The 22,916-nt window shown below is 61.9% G+C and carries 23 protein-coding genes and 1 tRNA gene; 12 read left to right on the top strand and 12 right to left on the bottom strand.

From position 1 onward, the window contains the following. Nucleotides 1-6: 6 nt before the first annotated feature. Nucleotides 7-1,236, top strand: coding sequence for a bifunctional glutamate N-acetyltransferase/amino-acid acetyltransferase ArgJ (gene argJ / locus L2D14_08615; GenBank protein WNK01484.1), 1,230 nt, complete (start codon nucleotides 7-9; stop codon nucleotides 1,234-1,236). Continuing rightward, nucleotides 1,217-1,690 (top strand): (deoxy)nucleoside triphosphate pyrophosphohydrolase, encoded by a 474-nt coding sequence (locus L2D14_08620; protein WNK01485.1) that lies wholly within the window; start codon nucleotides 1,217-1,219, stop codon nucleotides 1,688-1,690. Before argJ ends, L2D14_08620 begins: the two co-directional genes overlap by 20 nt. A 199-nt stretch (nucleotides 1,691-1,889) precedes the next feature. Here the strand turns inward: L2D14_08620 and L2D14_08625 are convergent, their stop codons facing one another. Next, on the bottom strand, nucleotides 1,890-2,270 hold the full coding sequence (locus L2D14_08625; protein ID WNK01486.1) for a MarR family winged helix-turn-helix transcriptional regulator: 381 nt from the start codon (nucleotides 2,268-2,270) through the stop codon (nucleotides 1,890-1,892). 219 nt (nucleotides 2,271-2,489) lie between these two features. On the opposite strand from L2D14_08625, the gene L2D14_08630 reads away from it, so the two are divergent. From L2D14_08630 to L2D14_08640, 3 genes are all read left to right on the top strand, one after another. After that, on the top strand, nucleotides 2,490-3,017 hold the full coding sequence (locus tag L2D14_08630) for an RT0821/Lpp0805 family surface protein (GenBank protein ID WNK01487.1): 528 nt from the start codon (nucleotides 2,490-2,492) through the stop codon (nucleotides 3,015-3,017). Between the two features lie 148 nt (nucleotides 3,018-3,165). Further along, a complete protein-coding gene (locus L2D14_08635; protein ID WNK01488.1) occupies nucleotides 3,166-3,981 on the top strand; it encodes a molybdopterin-binding protein in 816 nt (271 codons plus the stop codon). Then, nucleotides 3,978-4,250 (top strand): hypothetical protein, encoded by a 273-nt coding sequence (locus L2D14_08640; GenBank protein WNK01489.1) that lies wholly within the window; start codon nucleotides 3,978-3,980, stop codon nucleotides 4,248-4,250. The genes L2D14_08635 and L2D14_08640 overlap by 4 nt, the downstream gene beginning before the upstream one ends. A gap of 3 nt (nucleotides 4,251-4,253) precedes the next feature. On the opposite strand, the gene bluB is transcribed toward L2D14_08640, so the two are convergent. Continuing rightward, nucleotides 4,254-4,925 (bottom strand): 5,6-dimethylbenzimidazole synthase, encoded by a 672-nt coding sequence (gene bluB / locus L2D14_08645; GenBank protein ID WNK01490.1) that lies wholly within the window; start codon nucleotides 4,923-4,925, stop codon nucleotides 4,254-4,256. Nucleotides 4,926-5,047: 122 nt separating this feature from the next. Between bluB and L2D14_08650 the strand changes: the two genes are divergently transcribed. Further along, nucleotides 5,048-5,132: transfer RNA gene (locus L2D14_08650), tRNA-Leu, on the top strand. Nucleotides 5,133-5,332: 200 nt separating this feature from the next. Here L2D14_08650 and L2D14_08655 read toward each other — a convergent pair. The 3 genes from L2D14_08655 to gstA all read right to left on the bottom strand — a co-directional run bounded on the left by L2D14_08655 (nucleotide 5,333) and on the right by gstA (nucleotide 7,121). Continuing rightward, nucleotides 5,333-6,022 (bottom strand): cupin domain-containing protein, encoded by a 690-nt coding sequence (locus L2D14_08655; protein WNK01491.1) that lies wholly within the window; start codon nucleotides 6,020-6,022, stop codon nucleotides 5,333-5,335. A gap of 15 nt (nucleotides 6,023-6,037) precedes the next feature. Beyond that, nucleotides 6,038-6,445: a nuclear transport factor 2 family protein gene (locus tag L2D14_08660; protein ID WNK01492.1), complete on the bottom strand. Its 408-nt coding sequence runs from the start codon at nucleotides 6,443-6,445 to the stop codon at nucleotides 6,038-6,040. A gap of 67 nt (nucleotides 6,446-6,512) precedes the next feature. Continuing rightward, a complete protein-coding gene (gene gstA / locus L2D14_08665) occupies nucleotides 6,513-7,121 on the bottom strand; it encodes a glutathione transferase GstA (GenBank protein WNK01493.1) in 609 nt (202 codons plus the stop codon). 152 nt (nucleotides 7,122-7,273) lie between these two features. Between gstA and L2D14_08670 the strand changes: the two genes are divergently transcribed. Further along, nucleotides 7,274-7,687 (top strand): helix-turn-helix domain-containing protein, encoded by a 414-nt coding sequence (locus L2D14_08670; GenBank protein WNK01494.1) that lies wholly within the window; start codon nucleotides 7,274-7,276, stop codon nucleotides 7,685-7,687. 67 nt (nucleotides 7,688-7,754) lie between these two features. On the opposite strand, the gene L2D14_08675 is transcribed toward L2D14_08670, so the two are convergent. Then, entirely contained in the window at nucleotides 7,755-8,450 is a 696-nt protein-coding gene (locus L2D14_08675) for an amino acid racemase (protein ID WNK01495.1), read from the bottom strand. Nucleotides 8,451-8,607: 157 nt separating this feature from the next. Here L2D14_08675 and L2D14_08680 point away from each other — a divergent pair, with 157 nt between their 5' ends. Then, nucleotides 8,608-10,473: a cyclic nucleotide-binding domain-containing protein gene (locus tag L2D14_08680; protein WNK01496.1), complete on the top strand. Its 1,866-nt coding sequence runs from the start codon at nucleotides 8,608-8,610 to the stop codon at nucleotides 10,471-10,473. Nucleotides 10,474-10,480: 7 nt separating this feature from the next. On the opposite strand, the gene L2D14_08685 is transcribed toward L2D14_08680, so the two are convergent. From L2D14_08685 to L2D14_08705, 5 genes are read right to left on the bottom strand one after another with little or no spacing between them, the layout of a single operon-like run. After that, nucleotides 10,481-10,903, bottom strand: a complete 423-nt coding sequence (locus tag L2D14_08685; protein WNK01497.1) for a GFA family protein — start codon at nucleotides 10,901-10,903, stop codon at nucleotides 10,481-10,483. After that, nucleotides 10,893-11,783 carry an EamA family transporter gene (locus L2D14_08690; GenBank protein WNK01498.1) on the bottom strand — a complete coding sequence of 297 codons (891 nt, stop codon included), beginning with the start codon at nucleotides 11,781-11,783 and terminating at the stop codon, nucleotides 10,893-10,895. Before L2D14_08690 ends, L2D14_08685 begins: the two co-directional genes overlap by 11 nt. Nucleotides 11,784-11,794: 11 nt before the next feature. Further along, the gene (eno, locus tag L2D14_08695; GenBank protein WNK01499.1) at nucleotides 11,795-13,099 is read right to left on the bottom strand and encodes a phosphopyruvate hydratase; all 1,305 of its coding nucleotides are present in this window, start codon (nucleotides 13,097-13,099) and stop codon (nucleotides 11,795-11,797) included. 30 nt (nucleotides 13,100-13,129) lie between these two features. Continuing rightward, nucleotides 13,130-14,134, bottom strand: coding sequence for an aminoglycoside phosphotransferase family protein (locus L2D14_08700; GenBank protein ID WNK01500.1), 1,005 nt, complete (start codon nucleotides 14,132-14,134; stop codon nucleotides 13,130-13,132). Between the two features lie 16 nt (nucleotides 14,135-14,150). Further along, nucleotides 14,151-14,912, bottom strand: coding sequence for an IclR family transcriptional regulator (locus L2D14_08705; protein WNK01501.1), 762 nt, complete (start codon nucleotides 14,910-14,912; stop codon nucleotides 14,151-14,153). Between the two features lie 98 nt (nucleotides 14,913-15,010). Here L2D14_08705 and L2D14_08710 point away from each other — a divergent pair, with 98 nt between their 5' ends. Then, nucleotides 15,011-16,633, top strand: coding sequence for a choline dehydrogenase (locus tag L2D14_08710; GenBank protein ID WNK01502.1), 1,623 nt, complete (start codon nucleotides 15,011-15,013; stop codon nucleotides 16,631-16,633). Between the two features lie 394 nt (nucleotides 16,634-17,027). Continuing rightward, complete coding sequence (locus L2D14_08715) at nucleotides 17,028-18,896, top strand: SLC13 family permease (GenBank protein ID WNK01503.1); 1,869 nt, start codon at nucleotides 17,028-17,030, stop codon at nucleotides 18,894-18,896. Nucleotides 18,897-18,906: 10 nt separating this feature from the next. On the opposite strand, the gene L2D14_08720 is transcribed toward L2D14_08715, so the two are convergent. Further along, nucleotides 18,907-19,806 carry an alpha/beta hydrolase gene (locus L2D14_08720; protein ID WNK01504.1) on the bottom strand — a complete coding sequence of 300 codons (900 nt, stop codon included), beginning with the start codon at nucleotides 19,804-19,806 and terminating at the stop codon, nucleotides 18,907-18,909. A gap of 155 nt (nucleotides 19,807-19,961) precedes the next feature. On the opposite strand from L2D14_08720, the gene L2D14_08725 reads away from it, so the two are divergent. Both L2D14_08725 and serA read left to right on the top strand, forming a co-directional pair. Beyond that, complete coding sequence (locus tag L2D14_08725; protein WNK01505.1) at nucleotides 19,962-21,134, top strand: phosphoserine transaminase; 1,173 nt, start codon at nucleotides 19,962-19,964, stop codon at nucleotides 21,132-21,134. A 3-nt stretch (nucleotides 21,135-21,137) separates the two neighbouring features. Further along, entirely contained in the window at nucleotides 21,138-22,712 is a 1,575-nt protein-coding gene (serA, locus tag L2D14_08730) for a phosphoglycerate dehydrogenase (GenBank protein ID WNK01506.1), read from the top strand. Nucleotides 22,713-22,916: the final 204 nt, after the last annotated feature.

Raw genomic sequence — 22,916 nt, forward strand, 5'->3', positions numbered from 1 at the left:
TTGAACATGATCGCGCGTTCGCCATTGGCGCCCGATGCCTTTCCGGACCTGCCGGCCATCGACGGTGTGGAAATCGCAGCGGCTGAAACCGGATTGAAATACAAGGGTCGTCCCGACCTTTTGCTGATGAAATTCGCCGACGGCACACAGGTTGCCGGCGTTTTTACGCGTTCGCTGTGTCCGTCGGCGCCGGTCGACTGGTGCCGCCAGCATCTGGAGGGCGGCGAGGCCCGTGGCGTCGTCGTCAACGCCGGTAACGCCAACGCCTTCACCGGCAGTGCCGGGGCCGAGGCCTGCGAAGCCGTCGTCGCCGCCGCCGCCGATGTGCTGACGTGCCGCCCGAGCCGGGTGTTCGCGGCGTCCACCGGTGTCATCGGCGAGGTTCTGCCGGCGGAAAAACTAACACCGCATATCCTTGCCATGGCCGAGGAAATGTCGCCTGCGCGCTGGGCCGATGCGGCGCAGGCGATCATGACGACGGATACATTCCCCAAGGGGGCGACCAGGCGTGTCGATATTGACGGGACCACGGTCCGCATCAATGGCATCGCCAAGGGCTCGGGCATGATCGCGCCGGACATGGCGACGATGCTGGCGTTCATCGCCACCGATGCGGCATTGCCGTCGGCCGTGCTGCAGGCGTGTTTGTCGGAAGCGACGGAAAACAGCTTCAACCGCGCGACCGTCGATAGCGATACCTCAACCAGCGATACGGTGCTTGCGTTCGCGACCGGCGCCGCCGGCAACGCGGAAATCAGCGATGCCGATGATCCCGCCCTTGATGCCTTCCGCGTCGCGCTCGAAGACCTGTGTATCGATCTCGCCAAGCAGGTGGTCCGTGACGGCGAGGGGGCGTCGAAGTTCATCACCGTCAACGTTAAAGGCGCCGAGAACGATGCGGCGGCGAAGCGGATCGCGCTGTCGATCGCCAATTCACCGCTGGTCAAGACGGCCATCGCCGGCGAGGACGCGAACTGGGGCCGTGTCGTCATGGCGGTCGGCAAGGCCGGTGAAAAGGCCGAACGCGACAAGCTCGCGATCAGCATGGGCGGGACCGTCATCGCCCGCGACGGCGCCGCCGTCGACGGTTACGACGAAGCGCCGGTGGCGGCGCACATGAAGGGTCAGGAAATCGATATCGACGTCGATCTGGCGATCGGTGACGGGGCGGCGACGGTCTGGACCTGCGACCTCACGCACGGCTACATCTCGATCAATGCCGACTACAGGTCCTGACTCTGGCCATGACGGGGGCTGCTGGGGCGCGCCCTTTGCCGGCGCGGGCGGGGGGCTGAAAACCGTGCTGGTGGCGGCTGCGGCCCTGATCGACGCCGACGGGCGGGTGCTCATCGCCAAACGTCCGGAAGGCAAATCGATGGCCGGCTTGTGGGAGTTTCCGGGCGGCAAGGTCGCCGACGGCGAACTGCCGGAAACCGCCCTGGTCCGCGAACTGGCCGAAGAACTGGACCTCGACATTACCGAGTCCTGCCTGGCGCCGTTTACCTTCGCCAGCCACGTCTATGAGGATTTCCATCTGCTGATGCCGCTGTATCTGTGCCGCATCTGGAAAGGCCAGCCGAAACCCCTCGAAGGCCAGGAATTGAAGTGGGTGCAGCCGATCCGGCTGGGGGATTATCCGATGCCGCCGGCCGACAAGCCGCTGGTGGCGCTGCTCAGGGATTATCTCTGATCCGGCCCGCCGTTTCGCTCTGCATCTCTGCCGCCATCCCTGCCAGGGTCCAGAAAGCAATTAATGATGCCTGACGCTCTGGATTCCGGCTTTCGCCGGAATGACAAAGGGTAATGTTGTCCGTTACCCCGGCGCAGGCCGGGGGCCAGCGCATAAGCGCCGGTGGCCCATCCGGGAAAAGGGTATTGGAGGGGGCAGCTTAAAGCCCCGCCACAGCCTTTTTCATTTCATCGACCGCATCGTCGAAAAACGCATCCATTTGCGCGCGCATCTGCGGCGACAGGGCGATCAGCTTCGAGCGCGCGTCATTGGGGTTTTCCTTTTCGACGATCAGCCCGCGTGTCAGCGCGGTGTCGATGTACTTGGATGCCGTCAGCGGGCTTTTGACGCCGGTGATGGCGGCAATTGCGTCGGTCTTGCGGACCGGTTCACTGACGCGCCACAAGTGCGTCAGCAAATCCCAGTAAGCGGCCGAGTAAAATTCCGTGTCCCCCGCGAACAGATTGATCCAGCCGCTGCCGACCTTGTCGGTGAAGACCAGATAGGCACGCCGTTGCTGATCGCTATAGGTCAGGGGCACGGGATTCCTCCATGGGAAACAATGTTAAAAATTACAGTTATATATATAGCTTCTTTGCTGCAAATGTCCATTCCCATTATCATATTGAAAATAAAAGATAAAAAGTTTGATACATTTAAATACATTTATTTTTAACAACAATATTGACTATAAAAATAAAGATAATTAAGCTCCTCTCATCGCCGCGGAGGAAACGGCGGCGACGTAACAGGAGGACGAATGATGAAAACCGAATTGATGACGACCAATACCAAGAAGACCACGAAATTGCGCCGGCCGATGGCCATGGCCATGGCGGCGGTGCTGAGCCTCGGCCTGCTGAGCGGCTGTGTCACCGACCAGGGCAACAAGCAGACCATGGGCACCTTGCTCGGTGCGGGCCTCGGTGGTTTCGCCGGATCCAAGGTCGGCGGCGGCAAGGGCCAGCTTGCGGCAACCGCGGCGGGCGTATTGCTCGGCGGGTTCCTCGGCAACTCGATGGGTCAATCCCTCGACCGTGCCGACCAGGCGTACCTGAACCGGGCGCAGACCCAGGCCATGGAGGCCCCGGTCGGGCAGACGATTTCCTGGTCGAACCCGGAAAGCGGCAATTCCGGCCATGTCACGCCGACCCGTGTCGGCCGCGACACGCAGACCGGCGCTTATTGCCGGGAATACCAGACCGAAGTCATCGTCGGTGGCGAATCCCAGGTCGGGTACGGCACCGCGTGCCGGATGCCGGACGGCGACTGGAAAATCTCCAGCTAACGTCTGCACTGCGTCGCGCCCGGGGGTACTCCTCCGGCCCTGCGGCGCGCGATGCGAGACGGGCGGCACCGGAACCCCTCTCCGGGCCGCCCGATCCGCGTGTGTGTTTGTGCTTTTAAAGCATACGCGCGCTTCCTACATTTCCACCATGACAGACAACGAAACCACGACATCGAATCCCGGCGCAGCCGGCCCGGTTAGTGCCGGACTGGTGATTATCGGCAACGAAATCCTTTCCGGTCGCACGCGCGACGCCAACCTGCAGCATCTGGGCGCAGAACTGAACAAGCTCGGCATCCGCATGACCGAAGTGCGCATCGTTTCAGATGAGCCGGACGCCATCGTCGAGGCCGTGAACACGCTCCGCGCACGCTATGATTACGTCTTCACCACCGGCGGCATCGGCCCGACCCACGACGACATCACGTCGGAATGCATCGCCAAGGCCTTCGGCATCGACTTCGGACCGAACCCGGAGGCGGTCAAGTTGCTGGAAGATCATTATCCGCCGGGCGAGCTGACCGCAGCCAGGCTGCGCATGGCGAACACACCGGTCGATGCGGTGCTGATCGACAACCCGGTGTCCAAGGCGCCGGGTTTTCAGGTCGAGAACGTGTTCGTTTTACCGGGTGTGCCGCGCATCATGCAGGCGATGTTCATCGGGATCCGTCACCGCCTGACTGGCGGCAAGCCGATGCTCAGCCGCACCGTCTCTTCGCATGTTCCCGAAGGCCGGGCCGGCGGTCCGCTCTCGGAACTGCAGGCGCGTCACCCGGATACCGAGATCGGCTCGTATCCGTTCTATCGCAACGACCGCCCGGGCGCGAACATCGTCATCCGTGCCGAGGATGCGGACAAAGCCGACGCGGCGGTACGCGATGTGATAGAGATGCTGAAGGACCTCGGCGGCGAGCCGGTCCTCGAAGACCCGGAGACGTCCGAAAACACGGAGGCGCCGACATGAAAACGAAAAGCCCTGACCTGGTCCGTAGCCAGCGGGCTTTTTTCAGTTTTCTGGTTTATCGCGCAATCCTCGGCACGGCGATTTCGCTGGCGATTGCGGCGCTGTTGCTGTGGCTGGATGTCGGCGGCATTGCGTCGCTGATCGCGCGCGCCGGCCAGTCGTGGATGTGGATCGGTCTTTTCTGTTTCGATATCTGGGTGACCGTTACCGGCATGACCATTGCCATCGGCATCTGGGGGCTCGGCGAATGGCGCGACCCGCCGGACTAGCGTTCAGCGCTTGACGATAAAATTCGCAATGTCGACCCGGTCCTGCCATCCGGCGCGGACCAGTTCGGGGTCGTCATGTTCTTCGACGGGATAACCGAGGCACAGATAGCCGATCAGGGTCCATGTTTCCGGCACGTCGAGGGTGCGGCGCACCTGTTCGGGGTCGAGAATCGACACCCAGCCCAGCCCGACACCGTTGGCGCGCGCCGCCAGCCACAGCGTGGTGATGGCGCCGACCACGGAATAGGCGAGCATCTCCGGCATGGTCTTGCGGCCGAGCCCGTGTCCGGTTTCGCTTTCATCGTCGCAATAGACCGCCAGGTGCACCGGCGCTTCCTTCAGCCCGGCAAGCTTGAGCCCGGCATACAGTTCCGCCCGCGCGCCGTCGTAATCGTCCAGCGCATCGGCGTTGGCGCGTTCGAAATTGGCGATGATGTCCTGGCGGCGTGCGGCATCGTCGACGGTGACGAAGCGCCATGGCTGCGCATTGCCGACGCTTGGCGACAGCGCCGCCAGTCTCAGCAACTGTTCGATCAAGCCGTCCGGCAGCGGATCGGTTCTGAAACGGCGCACATCGCGGCGCCACACCAGAAGACTTTCCAGCGTGTCACGGAACCGCCGGTCGAAACCGGGGGCGGTTTCGCCGATCAGGGGCTTTGGGTTGGGTGCGTCCATGACTGGACATTGGCACGCACCCGGACCCGGGCGCAAGCGTGCCGGCGCCCCTTGCCGCGCTGCCGGCGACGATGCTTCGCCTCTTGCCCAGCGCGGCGGCGGCGGTTACTTTCCCTGCCGATGCGGGCGTGGTGAAATTGGTAGACACAAGGGACTTAAAATCCCTCGGCTTCGGCCTTGCCGGTTCAAGTCCGGCCGCCCGCACCATCCGCTTTCGCGGGCGCAGGCTCCTGCCGGAGTCCAGCGGCGCCGTTCGAAGCTCTGGACCTTGGCCTTCGCCGGGGTGACGACAGCAGAATTTACCCCGCGCTGCGCGCGACCCTCTCCCCAGGGAGAGGGGGGGATTGCCATGTTTCCCGCGCCATGCCCTCGGGCGAGGCCGCCGGGATGCAGCTACTGAATATCGGCTAGGCCGCGCCGGGAGCCGTCGCATCGGCAAAGCGCAAATGACCTTCCTTGGTCAACAGGCGGCAGCCGTTCGGGCCGGCCATCGCGGTGAAGTCCGTGCCGATCGGCAGGCGCAGCCATGACCACGGCCGGAACGCCTCCACACCCTGCATGAAGTCGCCGTCGAGCACGAACACCTCGTAGCCGCCGACCGGCTGCACCGAAATTGCCGTGCCGGGCCGGCAGGTCAAAAGCCGCACCGTTTCGCGCGTGTCGCGGAACAGCGCCCGGCTGTCGATGCCCGCTGTATCATCCGCCGCGCTGGCTTCCGAAGCCGCCCGCGTATCGATGCGTACCGGCGTCCGGTCATCGGGGTCGAACTGCCACAGCTTGACGAAGATGGTGCAGCCCGGTGCCGAGGCCGGGGTGTGGCGTGAGCGTGGTGGATTGCGCACGTAGGTACCCGCCGGGTGATCGCCGCCTTCGTCCTGAAACACACCGTCGAGCACGAAGTATTCCTCGCCGCCGCCGTGCACGTGCGCGGGGAAGGCACTGCCGGGTGCGTAACGGACGATGGAGGTCGCGCGCGCCACTTCATCGCCGATCCGGTCCAGCATCTTGCGCTCGACACCGGCCGTGGGCGAGGGGACCCAGTCCATGTCGCGGCCGTGCATGACGGCCCGCTTGGCGAAATCGCTATTGATTTCCATCGTCGCTGTTCTCCGTCACGGTGTGTCGTTCGTATTTAGTGCTTCAAGATCGAAATGAAAGACCTTGGATATGATCTGCCATGCACCGTCCACTTTAACGAACGTCAGGAAGTCGGTGAAGTAACGTTCGCCGACGGCGCAATGGGCATGCACGAAGGCGGTCCTGGGTCCGGCGAATTCAATGCCGACGATGCTGTCGCGGCGTGGCTCGCCCCGCGCGGCGGGGGCCTGCCGGGCGGCGACGATGGGCAGGTATTCATCCATTCCCAGATTGGTCAGCGCGTCTTCGGTTGCGCACACATACCGGGCATCCGGGTGCAGCACGCCGGCCAGCTTCGCCGGGTCGCTGAAATACAGACCGTCGAAATAGATCTGCATCTGCCGGGTCACGGCCTGAAGGTCTTCCTGTAGGTCATCATGCATGGTGTCTCTCTCCGCGCGCTCCCGGTGGCGGCCAGACGACCGCCCCGGGTGCCCGCCTGTAGGGGGATCAGGCGGCTTCGCGCGCGAGGGTGGTCTGCACGTGCGGACGATTTCGGACGCGATCGACATAGGCGGTGACATGCGGCCAGGGAGAGAGGTCCAGCTCGATGATCGGCGCCCACGACGCAACGACGAAGGCATACGCATCGGCAACGGTGAAGGCGTCGCCCATCAGGTAGCTGCGGCCGTCGGCAAGCTGTGCCTCCAGCGCGTCGAAACGCGAGCGCAGTTTGGTCATCGCCTGATCACGCAGTGCGCCTTCGGGCTTGATGGGGGCAAAGAACGGGCCGAACGACTTGTGCAGTTCGCTGGCGACGAAGTTCAGCCGTTCCTGCAACCGCACACGCTCGATCGTACCGGCCGTGGGGGCAAGGCCCGTTTCCGGTTTCAGATCGGCGAGGTATTGCAGGATTGCCGGCGCTTCCAGCAACAGCGTGCCGTCGTCGAGTTCGAGCGCCGGCACGTAGCCGAGCGGATTGACGCTGCGAAAATCGCTGCCGGTCTCGGTTTCCTTGCTGGCGCCGTCGACCTTTGCCAGTTCGTAGTCGGCGCCGATTTCGTTCAGCGCGATGTGCACCGCCTGCGAACAGACGCCGGGCATGTAGTAAAGTTTCATCGTTGTGTCTCCCTTCGTGGGTCAAAGTTGTTGTCGCCCCGACAGGTAGAATTCCGAGTTACCAAAGTAAAGTTGATTTCCTTTGGTAACTGCATTATCAAGTTACCATCCGGTAACCAGGTTTCCCCGAAAGGTGCGCCATGGCCTTGAAAATGCGTAAGAATCGATCTCCCGCGGTGCCGTATAGCTGCCCGCTTCTGGAATGCATGCAGATCCTCGGCGGCGCGTGGACGCCTAACATCATCTGGAACTTGCGCGCCGGCCCAAGGCGATTCAGCGAACTGCGCAGCGATATTCCGCTGGTCTCGCCGAAGGTGTTGACCACAAGGCTGCGCGAACTGGAATCGTGGGGCGTTTTGGAACGCAACGTCATGCCGACGTCACCGCCGTCGGTCGAATACAGCCTCAGCGATCTCGGCCAGCGGCTGGTGCCTGCCATCGACGCCATCGCCGAGGTCGGCGAGGAACTGAAGAAGCGGAAAGTCGTAAGCGACGATGCCAAGAAGCCATCCGGCCGCCCGCGTCACCTCGGCCGCCGCCGCCCCGGGAACAAGGCGGCGGGGTAAGAGGCGGGAGCATCAACTTCGTCATGCCGATGAAGGCCGAAATCCGGTTACGGCGCCGCCACCGGCTTTAGTCCCGAAGCGCCATGTCGACGGCGGCGCGGCAGTGCAGATCGGTGGTCGAGAACGCCGGAATGTCGATATCTTCGGGGGCGATCAGCAGCGGTATTTCCGTGCAGCCGAGCACGATGCCCGCCGCGCCGCGTTTGTGCAGCGTGTGCATCAGTTCAAGGTACTTCGCCCGCGTTTCCGTCAGGAAGCGGTCCTTGACCATTTCCTCCATGATCGATGCATCGACGAAATCCCGTTCCGCAACGTCCGGCACGATCGTCTCGATCCCGAAGGTTTTGAGCACATCCTGATAGAATGTGCCTTCCATGGTCTTGCGCACGCCGAGCAGTGCGACGGAAGAAAGTCCGTGGGCTTGGATGGCCTTGCCGGTAGCCTCGGCGATATGCAGGAACGGAATGCTCAGATGCGGCTGAATTTCCGGCACGAAACGATGCACGTCGTTGCAGGTGATGACCATGAAGTCGGCGCCGCCGGCTTCGACCGATTTCGCGGCTTTCAGGATCATCTCGCACGCCGCCGCTTCATCTTTGTCGCGGATGACGTGGTCGACATAGCGCTGCCGGTCGACGCTTTCGAGGATCAGATGCGCCGAATGCACACCGCCCAGGGTCTCGTTCATCATGGTGTTGAGCAGGCGGTAGTACGCCTGCGTCGATACCCAGCTCAAGCCGCCGATCAGACCGATTTTCTTCATCGCATTTCCCTATAAAACCGTGCTGCGGGATTCCTGCACATCCCGTGCCGATGAGCAAGAGAGCGCCAAGAGCGGATGTATCAGGATAATTCAATCTTAGGCGGTGGACTCTCGCTTCGCCCGGGGCAATGATGAGGGTGCTCAAGGGGGACAGGCAGTGCGGCAGAATCTCGCGCAGAAAACCTACGATGTGTATATTTTCGAGGATGAGCGATGGCTCGTCGATTCGCACCATGACGTTCGTTCCGATGCCCTTGAACGCGCCGAAGTCCTGATCGCTGAAAAACGCTTCGAGGGCGTTCGCGTCGTTGCCGAAAGCCAGCGCACCGGCGAGGAAGAAACCGTCCTCGAGGAAATGCTCGATTTCGGCGACAAGCCAGTCAAGATCGTGCCGATCGAGGACGCACCCGTCTGCGACGCTATTGCCGACTATTACCTGTTTCCGGCACGCAAGGCGGCGGGGCGGCTGCTGCGCGAACTGCTGGAACAGCGGGGTCAGACGGCGCTCGAACTGGCGTTCGATTACGGCGCGCTTCGCATGCTGGAGCGCAACGACAAATTATTCCCCGCCGCGATCAGCCGGATCGGGACCATTCAGGCGAAAAAAACCGGCGCCAAACCGGCGGACCGTAACGACGTCCTTTATGCCGCCTTCGCCGAGATCAGGGAAAACGCCCGCGTCTGCGGCGAGGACACGACGCGGCCCGGCTTTGTCGACAGCCTTGGTTTGCAGGGGCTGGCCGACAAGGCACCTGGCGATGCCGGCGGGCGGCGCATCTATGTGCTGGGCGGGCTGGCACTGGCGCTGTCGAAGCAGGGCGACTGGTCGGACAAGCTGTCGCTGCTGATCGAGCTCGGCGAGAAATCATCCGATGCCCTGGTGGTTGAATTCATCGACGGAATCGCCGCGGAAATCCTCGATAGCTCGACGGCGCTGACGGACCTGTTCGGCGGCTTCGCCGATCCCATGACGGCGCTCAGGGATATCATTCATCTGACGCAGGGGCGCTGTAAGACAAAAAATGCCCGTTCCTGTATCGAGGCCTTCAATGCCTTCATGGCGGCGCGTCCGATGCCGCTGTCAAAGGCGATCCTGCTCGGCCGTGTCGCCAAGACCATGAGCGGCATTCGCCCGTTGACGCGTGAAGGGGTGAAGGCAGATCAGGATGCGTTTCGCGGACTTGTGCGCGAACTGACCGAAGAAGCTGGCGTCACCGGCGGGCCGGAAATGGCCGGCGCCATTGTCGAACGGGGACGGATCGCCTTTGCCGATCCGGATGATCTGTCGGCGGAAGATGCCATCAATCATGTGCTGGCCCTGCTGCCGTACCGTGCCGTGCGGCTCGGGTTTCTGCTGGATCTGATCGGCGCGCCGATTGGCCAGAAGAACGAGCAGGCAGTGCTCAACGTGATGGCCAGGCTGGTGCAGCAATTGACGTCATTGGCATCGCTGATGCCGGCCGACATGCCGCGCGATCAGGCGCATTCGGTGATGGAAGCGCTGAAATTGAAGCTGGCATCGGATGCCCTGCCGGAAAAATGGCGCGCGCTTTTCTCGGATACGCTGGACCGGCTGGTAAAGCGCGATGAGAAGTCGAAGGACGATCCCGCGGCCAACGAAGGGACGGCCGTGGTTTTTACAATGGAGGATGCGACCGTGACGAACCAGAAGATCGAGCGGCGCGAAGTCGATGATGGGGAAATTCTGTTCGAAGAAGGGGATGCCGCCGATAAGGCCTATCTCGTGATTGACGGCAAGGTGCAGATTTTCCGCAAGAACGGCAACGAAGAAATTGTGCTGGCGACGCTTGGCAAGGGCGACATTCTTGGCGAGATGTCGCTGATCGACAATCAGCCGCGCATGGCGTCGGCGCGGGTTGTCGGCAAGGCCAAGCTGACGGTGATCACGCAGGGCGATCTCGCCAGCCGTCTTGGTAAACTCGGCGATAACGACAAGGTTTTGCGCCGGCTGATCGATGTCTTCGTCGACCGGCTGCGCGGCCAGGGGCGTCTGCACGAATAATCCCTGGTTAGCCCGCGTTCCTGTCCGTATCGAAACCGGGCAGATCGTCGGCAATTTTCGACCACGACACCCGTGAACGGGTCCAGCTCTGATACGCCGGGCGGACGACGCCGGGATCATCCAGAGCCCCCGCTTTGACATACACCGTTTCTGGGTGCGATGGCGACGAGGTGAACAGCGGCGCGCCGCAATCGCCACAGAAATGCCGTGTCAGTTGCTGCCCGCTGTCGGCTGTCATGGTGTAGTCGCGCGGCGTTCCCTTGCTGATCGTGAACAGATCCGCCTGCAGCCCGATGGAGATGTTAAAGGCGCTGCCGGTGGTCTTGCGGCAATCGCTGCAATGGCAATAGGCGGCGTCGGCGATTTCGCCCGTGTACGTGAAAGCCACGTTACCGCACAGGCAGGATCCGGTGATTTTTCTAGGGGGCATGATCCGGTTTTCCTCCCGCTCGTCCCTTGCGTGGTCCCATAAGGACAGTGCCGGCAACGCCGATCATGATCAGGACCATGCCGGCGCCGCGCAACGGTCCGAAACCTTCGTCAAAAATAAGATACGACGCAAGGACACCGGCGCAGGGCGCAAAAAGTGCGAACGGTGTCACCATGACGGCGGGGTAGGTGTTCAGCAACCGGCCCCAGACCGCAAATGCGACGGTCGTCGACACGATGGCCAGATATCCAAGCGACAACAGGCTCACGGTGGAAGCGTTTTGGAACTGCGCGATCAGGTCGAAGCTGTCACCGATGGCATACGAGAAAAGAAAAGCGGGGATCGGCGGGACCAGGCTGAGCCAGATCATCAGCGCCAGCATGTCGACGTTGCCGAGACGTTTCAGGATGGTGTTGCCGATCGACCAGCTAACCGCGCCCGAGAGCGTCAGGCACAGGCCGAGATACGTCAGCTCGCCGTCGACACTGGCGAACACGAAGCCGAGACCGATGAAAGCGATGGCGACGGCGGAAATCTGGCGGGGCAGGGGGATTTCGCGCAATACGAAGGCGGCAATGAGGATGGTGAACAGCGCCTGCGTATGCGTGGCGACCGAGGCCAGCCCCGGCGGCATGCCGGCCTTGTAGGAAAAGAACAGGAACATGAACTGGCCGGTGAACAGAAAAAGCCCGAGCGCGATCAGCAAAAGCCAAGAAATGTCAGGCTTTTTGACGAAGAATACCGGGAGCGCGGCGAGTAAGAAGCGGAAGCCGGTCAACTGTGCCGGGGTGAAGCTTTCAAGCGCGAATTCCGTGGCGACGAAGGCCAGTCCCCATATCACGGCGACGGAAACCGCCAGCATGACATCGGTGGCTTTCATGGCTTGCGCACTCAGCGCCAGTGAAACGCGGATTTGGGCGGCAGCGGTCCGTCCCTGTCGGCCAGCGTGTCGGCGATGCGGATGCCTTCGTTCCATTTCACCATGCGTTCCGATCGGGCGAACGAGCCGACCTTGAGCTGCGGCGCGCCCCAGCCGACAGCCATATGCACGATGGTGCTGTCTTCGGTTTCGCCGGAGCGGGCCGAGACGATGCGCCCCATGCCAGCCTTGGCGGCGGCATCGAAGGCCGCCTTGGCTTCGCTCAGCGTGCCTGCCTGATTGGGTTTGCACAGCAAGGAGTTACACAGTCTGTCCTTGGCCGCCGCCTTGACCCGCGCGGCATTGGTGACGAACACGTCGTCGCCGACGACCTGCGCATTGTCGCCGACCGCCCAGGTGAACTTCATCAGCCCATCCGGGTCGTCCTCGCCCAGCGGGTCCTCGATGGAGACGATGGGATAACGCTCCATCCAGTCGACGAGCATGGCGCACAGTTCCTCGCTGCTCAGCGTCCTGTCGTCCTTGGCGAGGGTGTATTTGCCGTTTTCACCGAATTCCGAAGCGGCGATATCAAGCGAGATGGAAACTTCGTTACCCGGCGTGAAACCGGCGCCCTCGATGGCGCGGACCAGGGTCTCCAGTGCTTCCTCGTTGGTGTCGAAGTCCGGCCAGAATCCGCCTTCGTCGGCGACGCCTGAGAGCTTGCCGGCGTCGGCCATGATCTTGCCGGCGCTGAGATAGACCTCGGCCGTCCAGTCCAGCGCTTCGCGGAAGCTCGCGGCGCCGGTGGCGATAACCATGAAGTCCTGTACATCGACGCGCCTCGATGCATGTGCGCCACCGCCGAAGATCTGGATTTCCGGCAACGGCAGCACGACATCGCCCCCTTTATCATCCCCGGCATCGCCGCGCAGGTACTGCCACAACGGCACGCCTTCGTGCGCCGCCGCGGCGTGCGCGATGGCCATGCTGGCGGCGACCGTGGCGTTACCGCCCAGACGTTTCTTGTTGGGCGTGCCGTCCAGCTCGATCATGAACTTGTCGAGCCGCGCCTGCTCGCGGACGTCCTGACCTTTCAGGACCTCGGCGATTTCCACATCGACGGCCTTTACGGCGTTGGTGACGTCCCAGCCGCCAAAGGATTTGCCGCCGTCGCGCAGATCGACGGCTTCGAAGCGGCCGCGTGAAGCACCGGCCGGGGCGATGGCGATGCCCTTTGTACCGCTCTCGAGTTCGACTTCGACCTCGACCGTCGGACGGCCGCGGGAATCCCATACCCGGCGGGCGTGAAGGTTCTTGATGTTGTGTTTGGCCATGTGCCGGTTCCCCCCGTCCGAACGGACGTTCTAGTTCTTGGTCAGATACGCATGCCATGCGTTATTGATGTCTATCGGATGATCGGCGGGATTTGTCAAAAACTGGCGCGCGACGGTACGGACATGATTTCTTTGGGCATCGTCGGTGATGTATTCGACCGGGGACTTGCCGTCGACCCGGGCCAGGAACAGACCGGGCAGCAAATGCGCGGTGCGCTGCATGATGTGGCGGTCGGCCATGGCCGCCGTCGCATCCTCGTAAGCGGCACAAAGCGCCTCGAAACATGCCCCGAACCCCGGTCGCGCGCCAGGTGTCCAAAGGCATTTCAACAACAGATGGTTGAGGCAGAATGCGAGATCGAACGCCGGGTCGCCGTACCAGGCGCACTCGGCATCGAGAAATACCGGGCCTTTTGGGCCGATCAGGATGTTCTTGGGGCTGACATCGCCGTGTACCAGGGCGACTTTATGCGAAGCCGTGATCTCGGCCAGTTCGTTCAGGCGTGGGGCGACGTCGGGGCAGCGCGCGGCGGTCGCCAGCAGGTACGGCTCCAGCCGGATCGCATGGAAAATATCGTCGGTATCGAAGCGGGCGGATATTTCCGGGTGGTCCGACGTGCAGGCGTGAATGCAACCGAGCGTACTGCCGACGGCGGTGGCGCTTGCCGGTTCGGCAATGCCGTCGCGGAGTTGCGCTTTCCACAGCGGCGCCGTCTCCGGCGGCAGAAAGGACATGGCGAAAAGACCGGCGCCCGGGTCGTGATACAGAACCTCGGGGACGGCTTCGGGGACGATGTCATGCACGGTTTTCATCCAGGCGACTTCATAGGCATTGCGCGAAACCGGTGCCTGCCAGTCGTCGGCCACCTTGAGCTTGGCGAGCGCGCGCTTGACGCATATCGGGCCCGACGGCAGGTCGATGCGCCAGATATCGGAACTGACGCCGCCGGTCAGCGCGGTGCAGGGCGGATCGTTATCCGATGTCAGCAGGCCACCGGCCCGCAAGGCGTTCAGGATATCCGTGGGTGCAGGCATGTTATCCGTCTGCATGTTATTCGAACGAGGCCGAGAGTTCGGCTGCGGCGCGCTGCAATCTGGGCACGTGGCCCATGGCCTGATCGAAGGTCATCCGCACGACAGGGCCGTGTGTTGCAAGGGTAGCCAGAAGCTTGCCTTTCTTGTCCGTCACCGGAACGGCGACCGCGACCATGCCGGGGATGAATTCCTCGTTATCCGTGCCGATCTTGGTCTTGGCGATCTGGTCCGTGGCCTTCAACAGTTCATCGGCATCGGTAATCGAGTTGCTGGATTTCTTGTCGAGAGGCAGTTTCTCAATCAGCCTCTGGCGGCGCGATTTCGCAAGGCTGGAAAGGTACAGTTTGCCGCTGGCCGTGCAATGAAGCGGAACGTTTGAGCCGGTCGGCAACTGAATCCTGAGCGGCCATTCCGACTCGACGCGATCCAGATACTGCATCGACGTCGAGAGCGGCAGGGCGATGTTGCAGGTCTCGCCGATGTCGCGGGTTACGGATTCAAGAATGGCATGGCGCTCGCCACGGCCGCTCTGGTTTGATAACAGTTGAATGGCAAGCTTTGAAAAACGTTCCCCGGCCTCGTATCCGCGGCCATTGATGTCGCGGCGGAGGTAGCCTTCCTCGAGCAGGAGATTGCACAACCGGTGCACGGTCGCTTTCGGCAGTCCCGACGCCATTTCGATATCGATGGCGCTGGCGGGCCGGTCCATGGCGCAGATGACTTCCAGAAGTTCAAGAACCCGGATCGAGCGCGATCCCGCGTTAGACTCGTCCTTCAATGTAAGCTCCTTAAAAATAGAAAAGTTGTACAAATTCTCATTTATGGAACGTAGAGTTTCATTGTTGCAACATTTTTGCAAGATGGTTAGTCTCGGGCATGCAAAATGAAGATGATTTTTACGACTATATCATTGTCGGCGCCGGTTCCGCAGGCTGCGTTCTGGCGAATCGGCTAAGCGCTGACCGTTCACTCCGGGTCCTGCTTCTGGAAGCCGGTGGTCGCGACAGTAATCCGTGGATTCATGTCCCCGTCGGCTATTTCAAAACCCTGCACAATCCGAAAACCGACTGGTGTTACAAGACCGATCCCGAGCCGGGGCTTGGCGGCCGGCGTCTTGACTGGCCGCGCGGCAAGGTGCTCGGCGGCTCCAGTTCCATCAACGGGCTTTTGTATATCCGCGGTCAGGCCGAGGACTACGATCACTGGCGCCAACTTGGAAACCCCGGCTGGTCGCATACCGACATTCTGCCGTATTTCAAACGCGCCGAAGCTCAGGAACGCGGCGGCGACGACTATCATGGCGCCGACGGGCCGCTCAAGGTTTCCGACATGCGCGCCAAGCGCGATGTCTGCGAAGCACTGATTGCCGCCGCCGAAGCGAACGGCATCCCGCGCAGCAATGATTTCAACGGTGCGACGCAGGAAGGGGCCGGATACTTCCAGATGACGGCGCACCACGGCCGGCGCTGGTCGACGGCGGTCGGCTATCTGCGCCCCATCGAACACCGCGATAATCTGCAGATCACCACGCATGCCACGGCCATCGAAATCATCTTTGCCGATGACGACCCGAAGCAGATCAGTGGCTTTGCCTACAGGAAAAACGGCACCCGGCACGAGGCGTACCTGCGTCCCGGCGGTGAAGTGATCCTGTCGGCCGGCGCCATCGGTTCGCCGCAGATATTGCAGGTATCGGGGATCGGCCCGGGCAAGCTGTTGAACAATCTGGGTGTCACGGTCCGCCATGAGCTCCGCGATGTCGGCGAGAACCTGCAGGACCACCTGCAGATCCGGATGATCTATGAAGTCAACGTGCCGACCCTGAATGACGAGATCAATAACCCGATCCGCCGTACCATGATGGGGATTGAGTACATCCTCAAGCGGACCGGACCGATGAGCATGGGTGCCAGTCAGGTCTGCATTTTCGCCAAGACCCGTCCGGACATGGAAACGCCCGATATCCAGTTCCATTTCCAGCCTCTGAGTGCCGACAAGCCGGGCATCAAGATGCATCCGTTTTCCGGCGTCACGTCGTCGATCTGTCAGTTGCGCCCGGAAAGCCGCGGCACGATTTCGATCACCTCACCCGACCCCGACGCCTATCCGTCGATCAAGCCGAATTACCTGTCGGCGGTGAAGGACCAGGAAACGGTCATCGACTCGATCAAGACGTCCAGGCGTATTTTCAACACCGCACCCCTGAAGGACTACATCGTCCGCGAACGCCTGCCGGGGCCGGATGTGCTCAAGGACGAGGATATCCTCGAAAGCGCACGCCAGATTGCGCAGACCATCTATCATCCGACCAGCACCTGCCGCATGGGTGTCGACGACCATGCCGTGGTCGACCCCCGGCTTCGGGTTAACGGCGTCAAGGGGCTGCGCGTCGTCGACGCCTCGGTCATGCCGACGATCGTATCGGGCAACACCAACGCGCCGACGATCATGATCGCCGAAAAGGCGTCTGACATGATTCTCGACGACCGGCGCGCCTGATCCTTTTCCGCAAAGAAAAAGCCGGGTCCCGAAGGACCCGGCGAGTTAGACAGGGAGAGAAGTCTCGGGGAGAGACTAGAAGCATTCTCAACATACCCTGTCCCCCTGTCATCAACAGTGACGGGGGTCACTCGGGATAATTTTTTCTAAAAATTTTTCCCGTCCTCCGGGTCGGTATGCAGGCCCCGATAAATGGCGGATTTCCAGGCGTTTCATTGCCTCTTGGGGGGCGTCGGGTTTTCCGGCATAATCTGGGCGTGCAGGAAAATTTCCACTGGAACGCAAAAATATTTGCAGTACCGCAGGGCGTCGTGGAACCTGCCGGGGCTGAGTCTCCGTATGCGTTTTCTCAGCCATTTGATGCCCCGTGTTCCTTCATGGATTGTGAGAGCAGATGGTTTTCACCATAAGCGCCGATATGCAGATGTGGGTGACGTTTGCGATTATTCTGATCGCGCTCGCCGCCTATGTTGCCGAGAAATGGCCGATGGAGCTGACGTCGCTCGGCACCATCTGTGCGGTGCTGCTGTTTTTCCAGTTCTTCCAGACCGCGCCGGATGAAGGCGGTAACGCCGGCTTGTCGCCGTCGCGCATCCTCGAAGGGTTCGCCAACACCGCCCTGATTGCCGTGCTGTCGCTTCTGGTCATGGGGCAGGGACTGATCCGCACCGGCATTCTTGACCGCGCCGCGCAATGGCTGCTCGATCACATGCGTGCGCGAATTCCGGCAACGGCGGCGATTTTCGTCGTCCTGTTCATCGTCGGTGCGATCAGCGGCTTTCTCAACAACACCCCCGTGGTGGTGATCTTCATTCCGCTGATGCAGGCGCTGGCGCAGCGCTATCACATCTCGCCTAGCCGCGTCATGATTCCGCTCAGCTTCGCCGCCATATTGGGCGGCATGACGACGCTGATCGGTTCCTCGACCAACCTTCTGGTCAATACGGCGCTGATTGAAATCGGCGAACGACCGCTGGGCTTTTTCGACTTCACGGTGCCGGGGGTGATTCTGGCGCTGGCCGGGCTAGGCTATGCGGTGTTCGTGGTGCCGCGTATTCTGCCGGACCGTGCCGGGATGGCGGACAGGGTCACGACCGAGGGCGCGGGCAAGCAGTTCATCGTGCAGATCGAAACGCCGCCGAACTCGGAGCTGATCGGCGAAAGCGCGCCGGGCGGTTACTTCAAGGCGCTGCCGAACATGACCGTGCGTATGATCCAACGCGGCGAGCGTGCGATTTTGCCGCCGTTCGAGGATCTTAGCGTTGTCGAAGGCGATGTGATTGTCGTCGCGGCGACTCGGCCGGTGCTCAAGGAAGCGATTGCCGAACACGGCGAGCTTTTCCATCCCGACCTCAGAGACGGCAAGGCGCTGGACGACGATAACGATGATGCGCCATGGCGTCAGGCCGATCAGGTCCTCGCCGAAGTGATGATTGCACCGGCATCGCGGTTTGTCGGGCAGACGCTCAGGCTTGCCGGGTTCCGCTACAAGACCGGTTGCATCGTGCTCGGCATCCAGCGTCGCGCCCGCATGATCCGCGCCCGGATCACCGAGATCCGGCTCGAACCCGGCGACGTGCTTCTGGTGCAGGGACAGCGCGATCACATTCGCCAACTCAGGGGCGGGCGCGATGCGATCCTGATCGAATCGTCGCGTGAAGACCTGCCGAGCCTGGATCACGTCAAGCGCGCCAGCCTGATCTTTCTAGGCGCCGTTTTCTGCGCCGCGACCGGATTGATGCCGATCGTCGTCGCCGCCTTTGCCGGGGCCATTGCCATGGTCGCGACCGGTGTCCTCAATCTGCGCCAGGCATTCCGCGCCATCGATCCGAAAATCGCCACCGCGATTGCCGCCGCGCTGGCGATGAGTATCGCGCTCAGGGAAACCGGCGGCGCCGCCTTTCTGGCGCATGGTATGGTTTCCGTCTTCGCCGGACAGGGCGCGATCGTCATTCTGTCGTTGCTGTTCCTGATCGCGGCCTTGATGACCAACGTGATCTCAAACAATGCGGTTGCGGTGCTGTTTACGCCGATTGCCATCGACCTTGCCTACGAGGTCGGCGCGGAGCCCATGCTGTTCGCCATCGCCATGGTGTTCGCCGCGAACTGTTCGTTCGCCTCGCCGATGGGCTATCAGACCAATCTGCTGGTCATGGGGCCGGGGCATTACAAGTTTCAGGATTTCGCCCGCGCCGGGTTGCCGCTGATCATCCTCATGTGGATCGCCTTCACGTTGGTCGCCAAGTTCTTCTGGGGGCTTTAGGCGGCCAAGCTCACGGCGACCCGTCGCCGAAGAACGTCATGAAATGGCCCAGCACTTCCTCGGGGGCTTCCTCGGCCAGATAGTGGCCACTGTTTACGGCCGCGCCGGTGACGGGGGCGTCGCAATACTGCCGCCAGATCTGCAGCGGTTCATACCACGCACCGATTTTTCCCTTCGCCCCCCATAGCACCAGCATCGGGCAGCGGACTTTGTCGCCGTTTTCCCGGCTTTCGCGGTCATCAAACATGTCGATACCGGCGGCGGCGCGGTAATCCTCGCACATGCCGGCGATCATCGCCGGGTCGCGCGCGCAGTCCAGGTAATCGGCCAGCGCGTCGGGATGAAAGAACCCGTCATCCTTCGGCTCGCGCGACGTGTGGGCACGAAACCAGACCTCGGGGGCGGCGTTGATCACGTTCTCCGGCAGGGGATGACGCTGCGCGAACCAGAACCAGTGATAGTAGCCCATGGCGAAGCGCATGTCGGTGCGCTCGAAGTGCTCAATGGTCGGGACGATGTCGAGCACGGCCAGCTTTTCAACGCGCTCAGGATAATCGATGGCGAGCCGGTGCGCGACCCGGGCGCCGCGGTCGTGGCTGGCGACCAGGAACGTCTCGTGACCGAAGTGCGTCATCAACTCGGCGAAGTCGCGGGCCATCTGTTTCTTTGCATAGGCGGCGTGATCGTCGCTCGGCGCCGGCTTGAACGATTTTCCGTAACCCCTGAGATCGGGGCAGATGACGGTGAACTTTTCCGCCAGCTTTGGTGCCACAAAGTGCCACATGGCATGGGTCTGCGGGTTGCCGTGCAGCAATAAAAGCGGCGGCCCGGAACCGGCGCGGCGCAAGCGGATCGGCCCGTCCGTCACCTGGACCGTTTCAAGCGTGAAGTCGTCGAAGAAGCTGCGCATGGACGAAGCCTAGAATGCTCTGCCCCCAAAACACAATACGATTGCGCTCAGCGTGGAATCAAAATCCCGCTTGATTTATCCGGGTCCGGCGCTACTTTCGCCGTGGGCCAGGCCTCCCCAACGAGGCTCATTTCTTTCTGAGAGGAAAGCACATCATGAATACGCTACAGAAGCCGGACGTCCGTCCGGCGAACCCCAATTTTTCATCAGGTCCCTGTTCCAAACGCCCCGGCTGGCGCCCCGACGTGCTGGCGGATGCGTTTCTTGGACGCTCGCACCGTCACGCCACCGGCAAGAAGCTGTTGCACGAAGTGATTGAGCGGACCCGCGCCATCCTCGGCATTCCCGACGATTACCGCATCGGCATCGTGCCGGGTTCTGACACCGGGGCCATCGAAATGGCGCTGTGGTCCGTGCTGGGCGCGCGCGGCGTCGAGGTGCTGTCGTGGGAAAGCTTCGGCAAGCAGTGGGCCGCCGACATCACCAAGCACCTGAAGCTGGACGACGTCAAACTGTCGGATGCCGCTTATGGCGATATCCCCGATCTCAGCCAGGCCGACTTCACGCGCGATGTGGTCTTTACGTGGAACGGCACGACCGGCGGCGTCAAGGTGCCGAACGGCGAGTGGATTCCGGCTGAGCGCGAAGGTCTGAGCATCGTCGATGGTACATCGGCCGTGTTCGCCATGGATATCCCCTGGGACAAGGTCGATATCTGCACATGGTCGTGGCAGAAGGCGATGGGCGGCGAGGCCGCGCACGGCATGCTGGTGTTGAGCCCCCGCGCCGTCGAACGTATCGAAAGCTACAACCCGCCGTGGCCGATGCCGAAGGTGTTCCGCCTCAAGAAAGGCGACAAGCTGAACGAGGACGTGTTCGCCGGCCTGACCATCAACACGCCGTCGATGCTGTGCGTCGAGGACGCGCTGGACGGCCTCAAGTGGGCCGAGAGTATCGGCGGTCTGCCGACACTGCTGGGCCGGGTCGAGGCCAGCTTCAAGGCGCTGAGTGCCTGGGTCGAGCAGGCGGACTGGATCGATTTCATCTGCAAGGATCCGGCATCGCGTTCCGATACCTCTGTCGTGCTGGTCGTCACCGATCCGTGGTTCCAGGCGATGGACGAGGACGGGCAGCGTGACCTCATCAAGAAGCTGACGAGCCTTCTGGAGGCGGAAGGCGCGGCCTTCGATATCGGTTCGCACCGCGATGCCCCCCCGGGGCTTCGTATCTGGTGCGGCGCCACGGTTGAGGCGACGGACATCGCCGAACTCGGGCCATGGCTCGACTGGGCGTATCACACCGTCAAATCAAACCTGCAGGAGGCCTGAGCCATGCCAAAGGTTCTGATTTCCGACAAAATGTCGCCACTGGCTGCCGAGGTCTTTGCGAACCGCGGCGTCGAGGTTGATGTGATCACCGATCTCGACAAGGATCAGCTTGCCGAAAAGATCGGCGAATACGACGGCATCGCCATTCGCTCGGCGACCAAGATCACGCCGAAGACGCTGGCCAATCCCGGCAAGTTGAAAGTCATCGGCCGCGCCGGCATCGGTGTCGACAATGTCGACGTCAAGGCCGCGACGGGGGCCGGGATCGTCGTCATGAACACGCCGTTTGGCAACGCGATTACGACAGCCGAACACGCCATCACGATGATGTTGTCGCTGGCCCGGCAAATCCCGGCGGCGAATGCCTCGACCCATGCCGGCAAGTGGGAGAAATCCCGCTTCATGGGCGTCGAGCTAATGGGCAAGACGCTCGGCATCATCGGCTGCGGCAACATCGGCGCCATCGTCGCCGACCGCGCGCAGGGCCTGAAGATGAAGGTCATCGCCTTCGACCCGTTCCTGTCCGAGGAACGCGCCGAAAATCTCGGCGTGGAAAAAGTTGAGCTGGACGAATTGCTGCCGCGTGCGGATTTCATCAGCCTGCACACGCCGCTGACCGACCAGACGCGCAACATCATCGATGCGACTGCGCTGAACAAGACTAAGGCAGGTGTGCGGATCGTCAACTGCGCGCGCGGCGGTCTCGTCGACGAGGTTGCCCTGAAGGCCGCGCTCGAGAGCGGTCACGTTGCGGGGGCCGCGCTCGACGTTTATGCCGAGGAACCGGCCAAGGAGAACGCTCTGTTCGGCATGGAGCAGGTGGTCTGCACGCCGCATCTGGGCGCATCGACATCGGAAGCGCAGGAAAAGGTTGCCGTTCAGGTCGCCGAACAGATGGCGGATTATCTGCTGTCGGGCGCCGTCACCAACGCACTCAACATGGCGTCGGTGACCGCTGAGGAGGCACCGAAACTCAAACCTTACATGGTGCTGGCCGAGCAGCTGGGCGGGTTTGCCGGGCAGGCGACGCAAAGCGCCATCAAGGGGATCGAGATTTGTTATGAAGGCGATGTTTCAACGCTCAACACCAAGCCGCTGACGGCAATCGTGCTCAAAGGATTGCTCGGTCCGCTATTGGAAGGCGTCAACATGGTCAACGCGCCGGTCATAGCCGAGGATCGCAACATAAAGATTCTCGAGGCGAGGTCGGAAACGGCGGGGAACTATCACACCCTGATCACCGTCAACGTGACGACCGAAAACCAGGAACGCTCCGTCAAGGGGACGTTGTTCAATCACGAACCGCGGCTTGTTGAGATCAAGGGCATTCACATCGATGCCAAGCTCGGCCCGAACATGCTGTATCTGGCCAACCACGACAAACCGGGGCTGATCGGGGCACTTGGAAGTGTGCTGGGCGAGGCCGGGGTGAACATCGCGACCTTCAACCTGGGCCGCGCCGATCAGGGCGGCGACGCGATTGCCCTGATCGAGATCGACGGTCAGCCGCCGGCGGACGTCGTGACGCGGGTCAAGGCGCTTGAGCATGTCGTGCATGCGATTCCAATGAGCTTCTGAGCGGAAAAAACGCGCAAGCCGATAAATGAGCCCCGGCCAGGTCACTGGTCCGGGGCTCGTGCGGTTTTTCACCGTGGTCCGCGCCAAGCGCGGCTCTGTATCTGCTCCCTGCCATAACGCAGGTGAGCGCATTTAACGTTTATTCGGTTTTTCAAGTCGATTTACGATCCGCGCCGTCCCGGCCGGAAGACGTTTAAACTCAGG

Source organism: Thalassospiraceae bacterium LMO-JJ14, assembly GCA_021555105.2.
Lineage (GTDB): Bacteria > Pseudomonadota > Alphaproteobacteria > Rhodospirillales > Casp-alpha2 > UBA4479.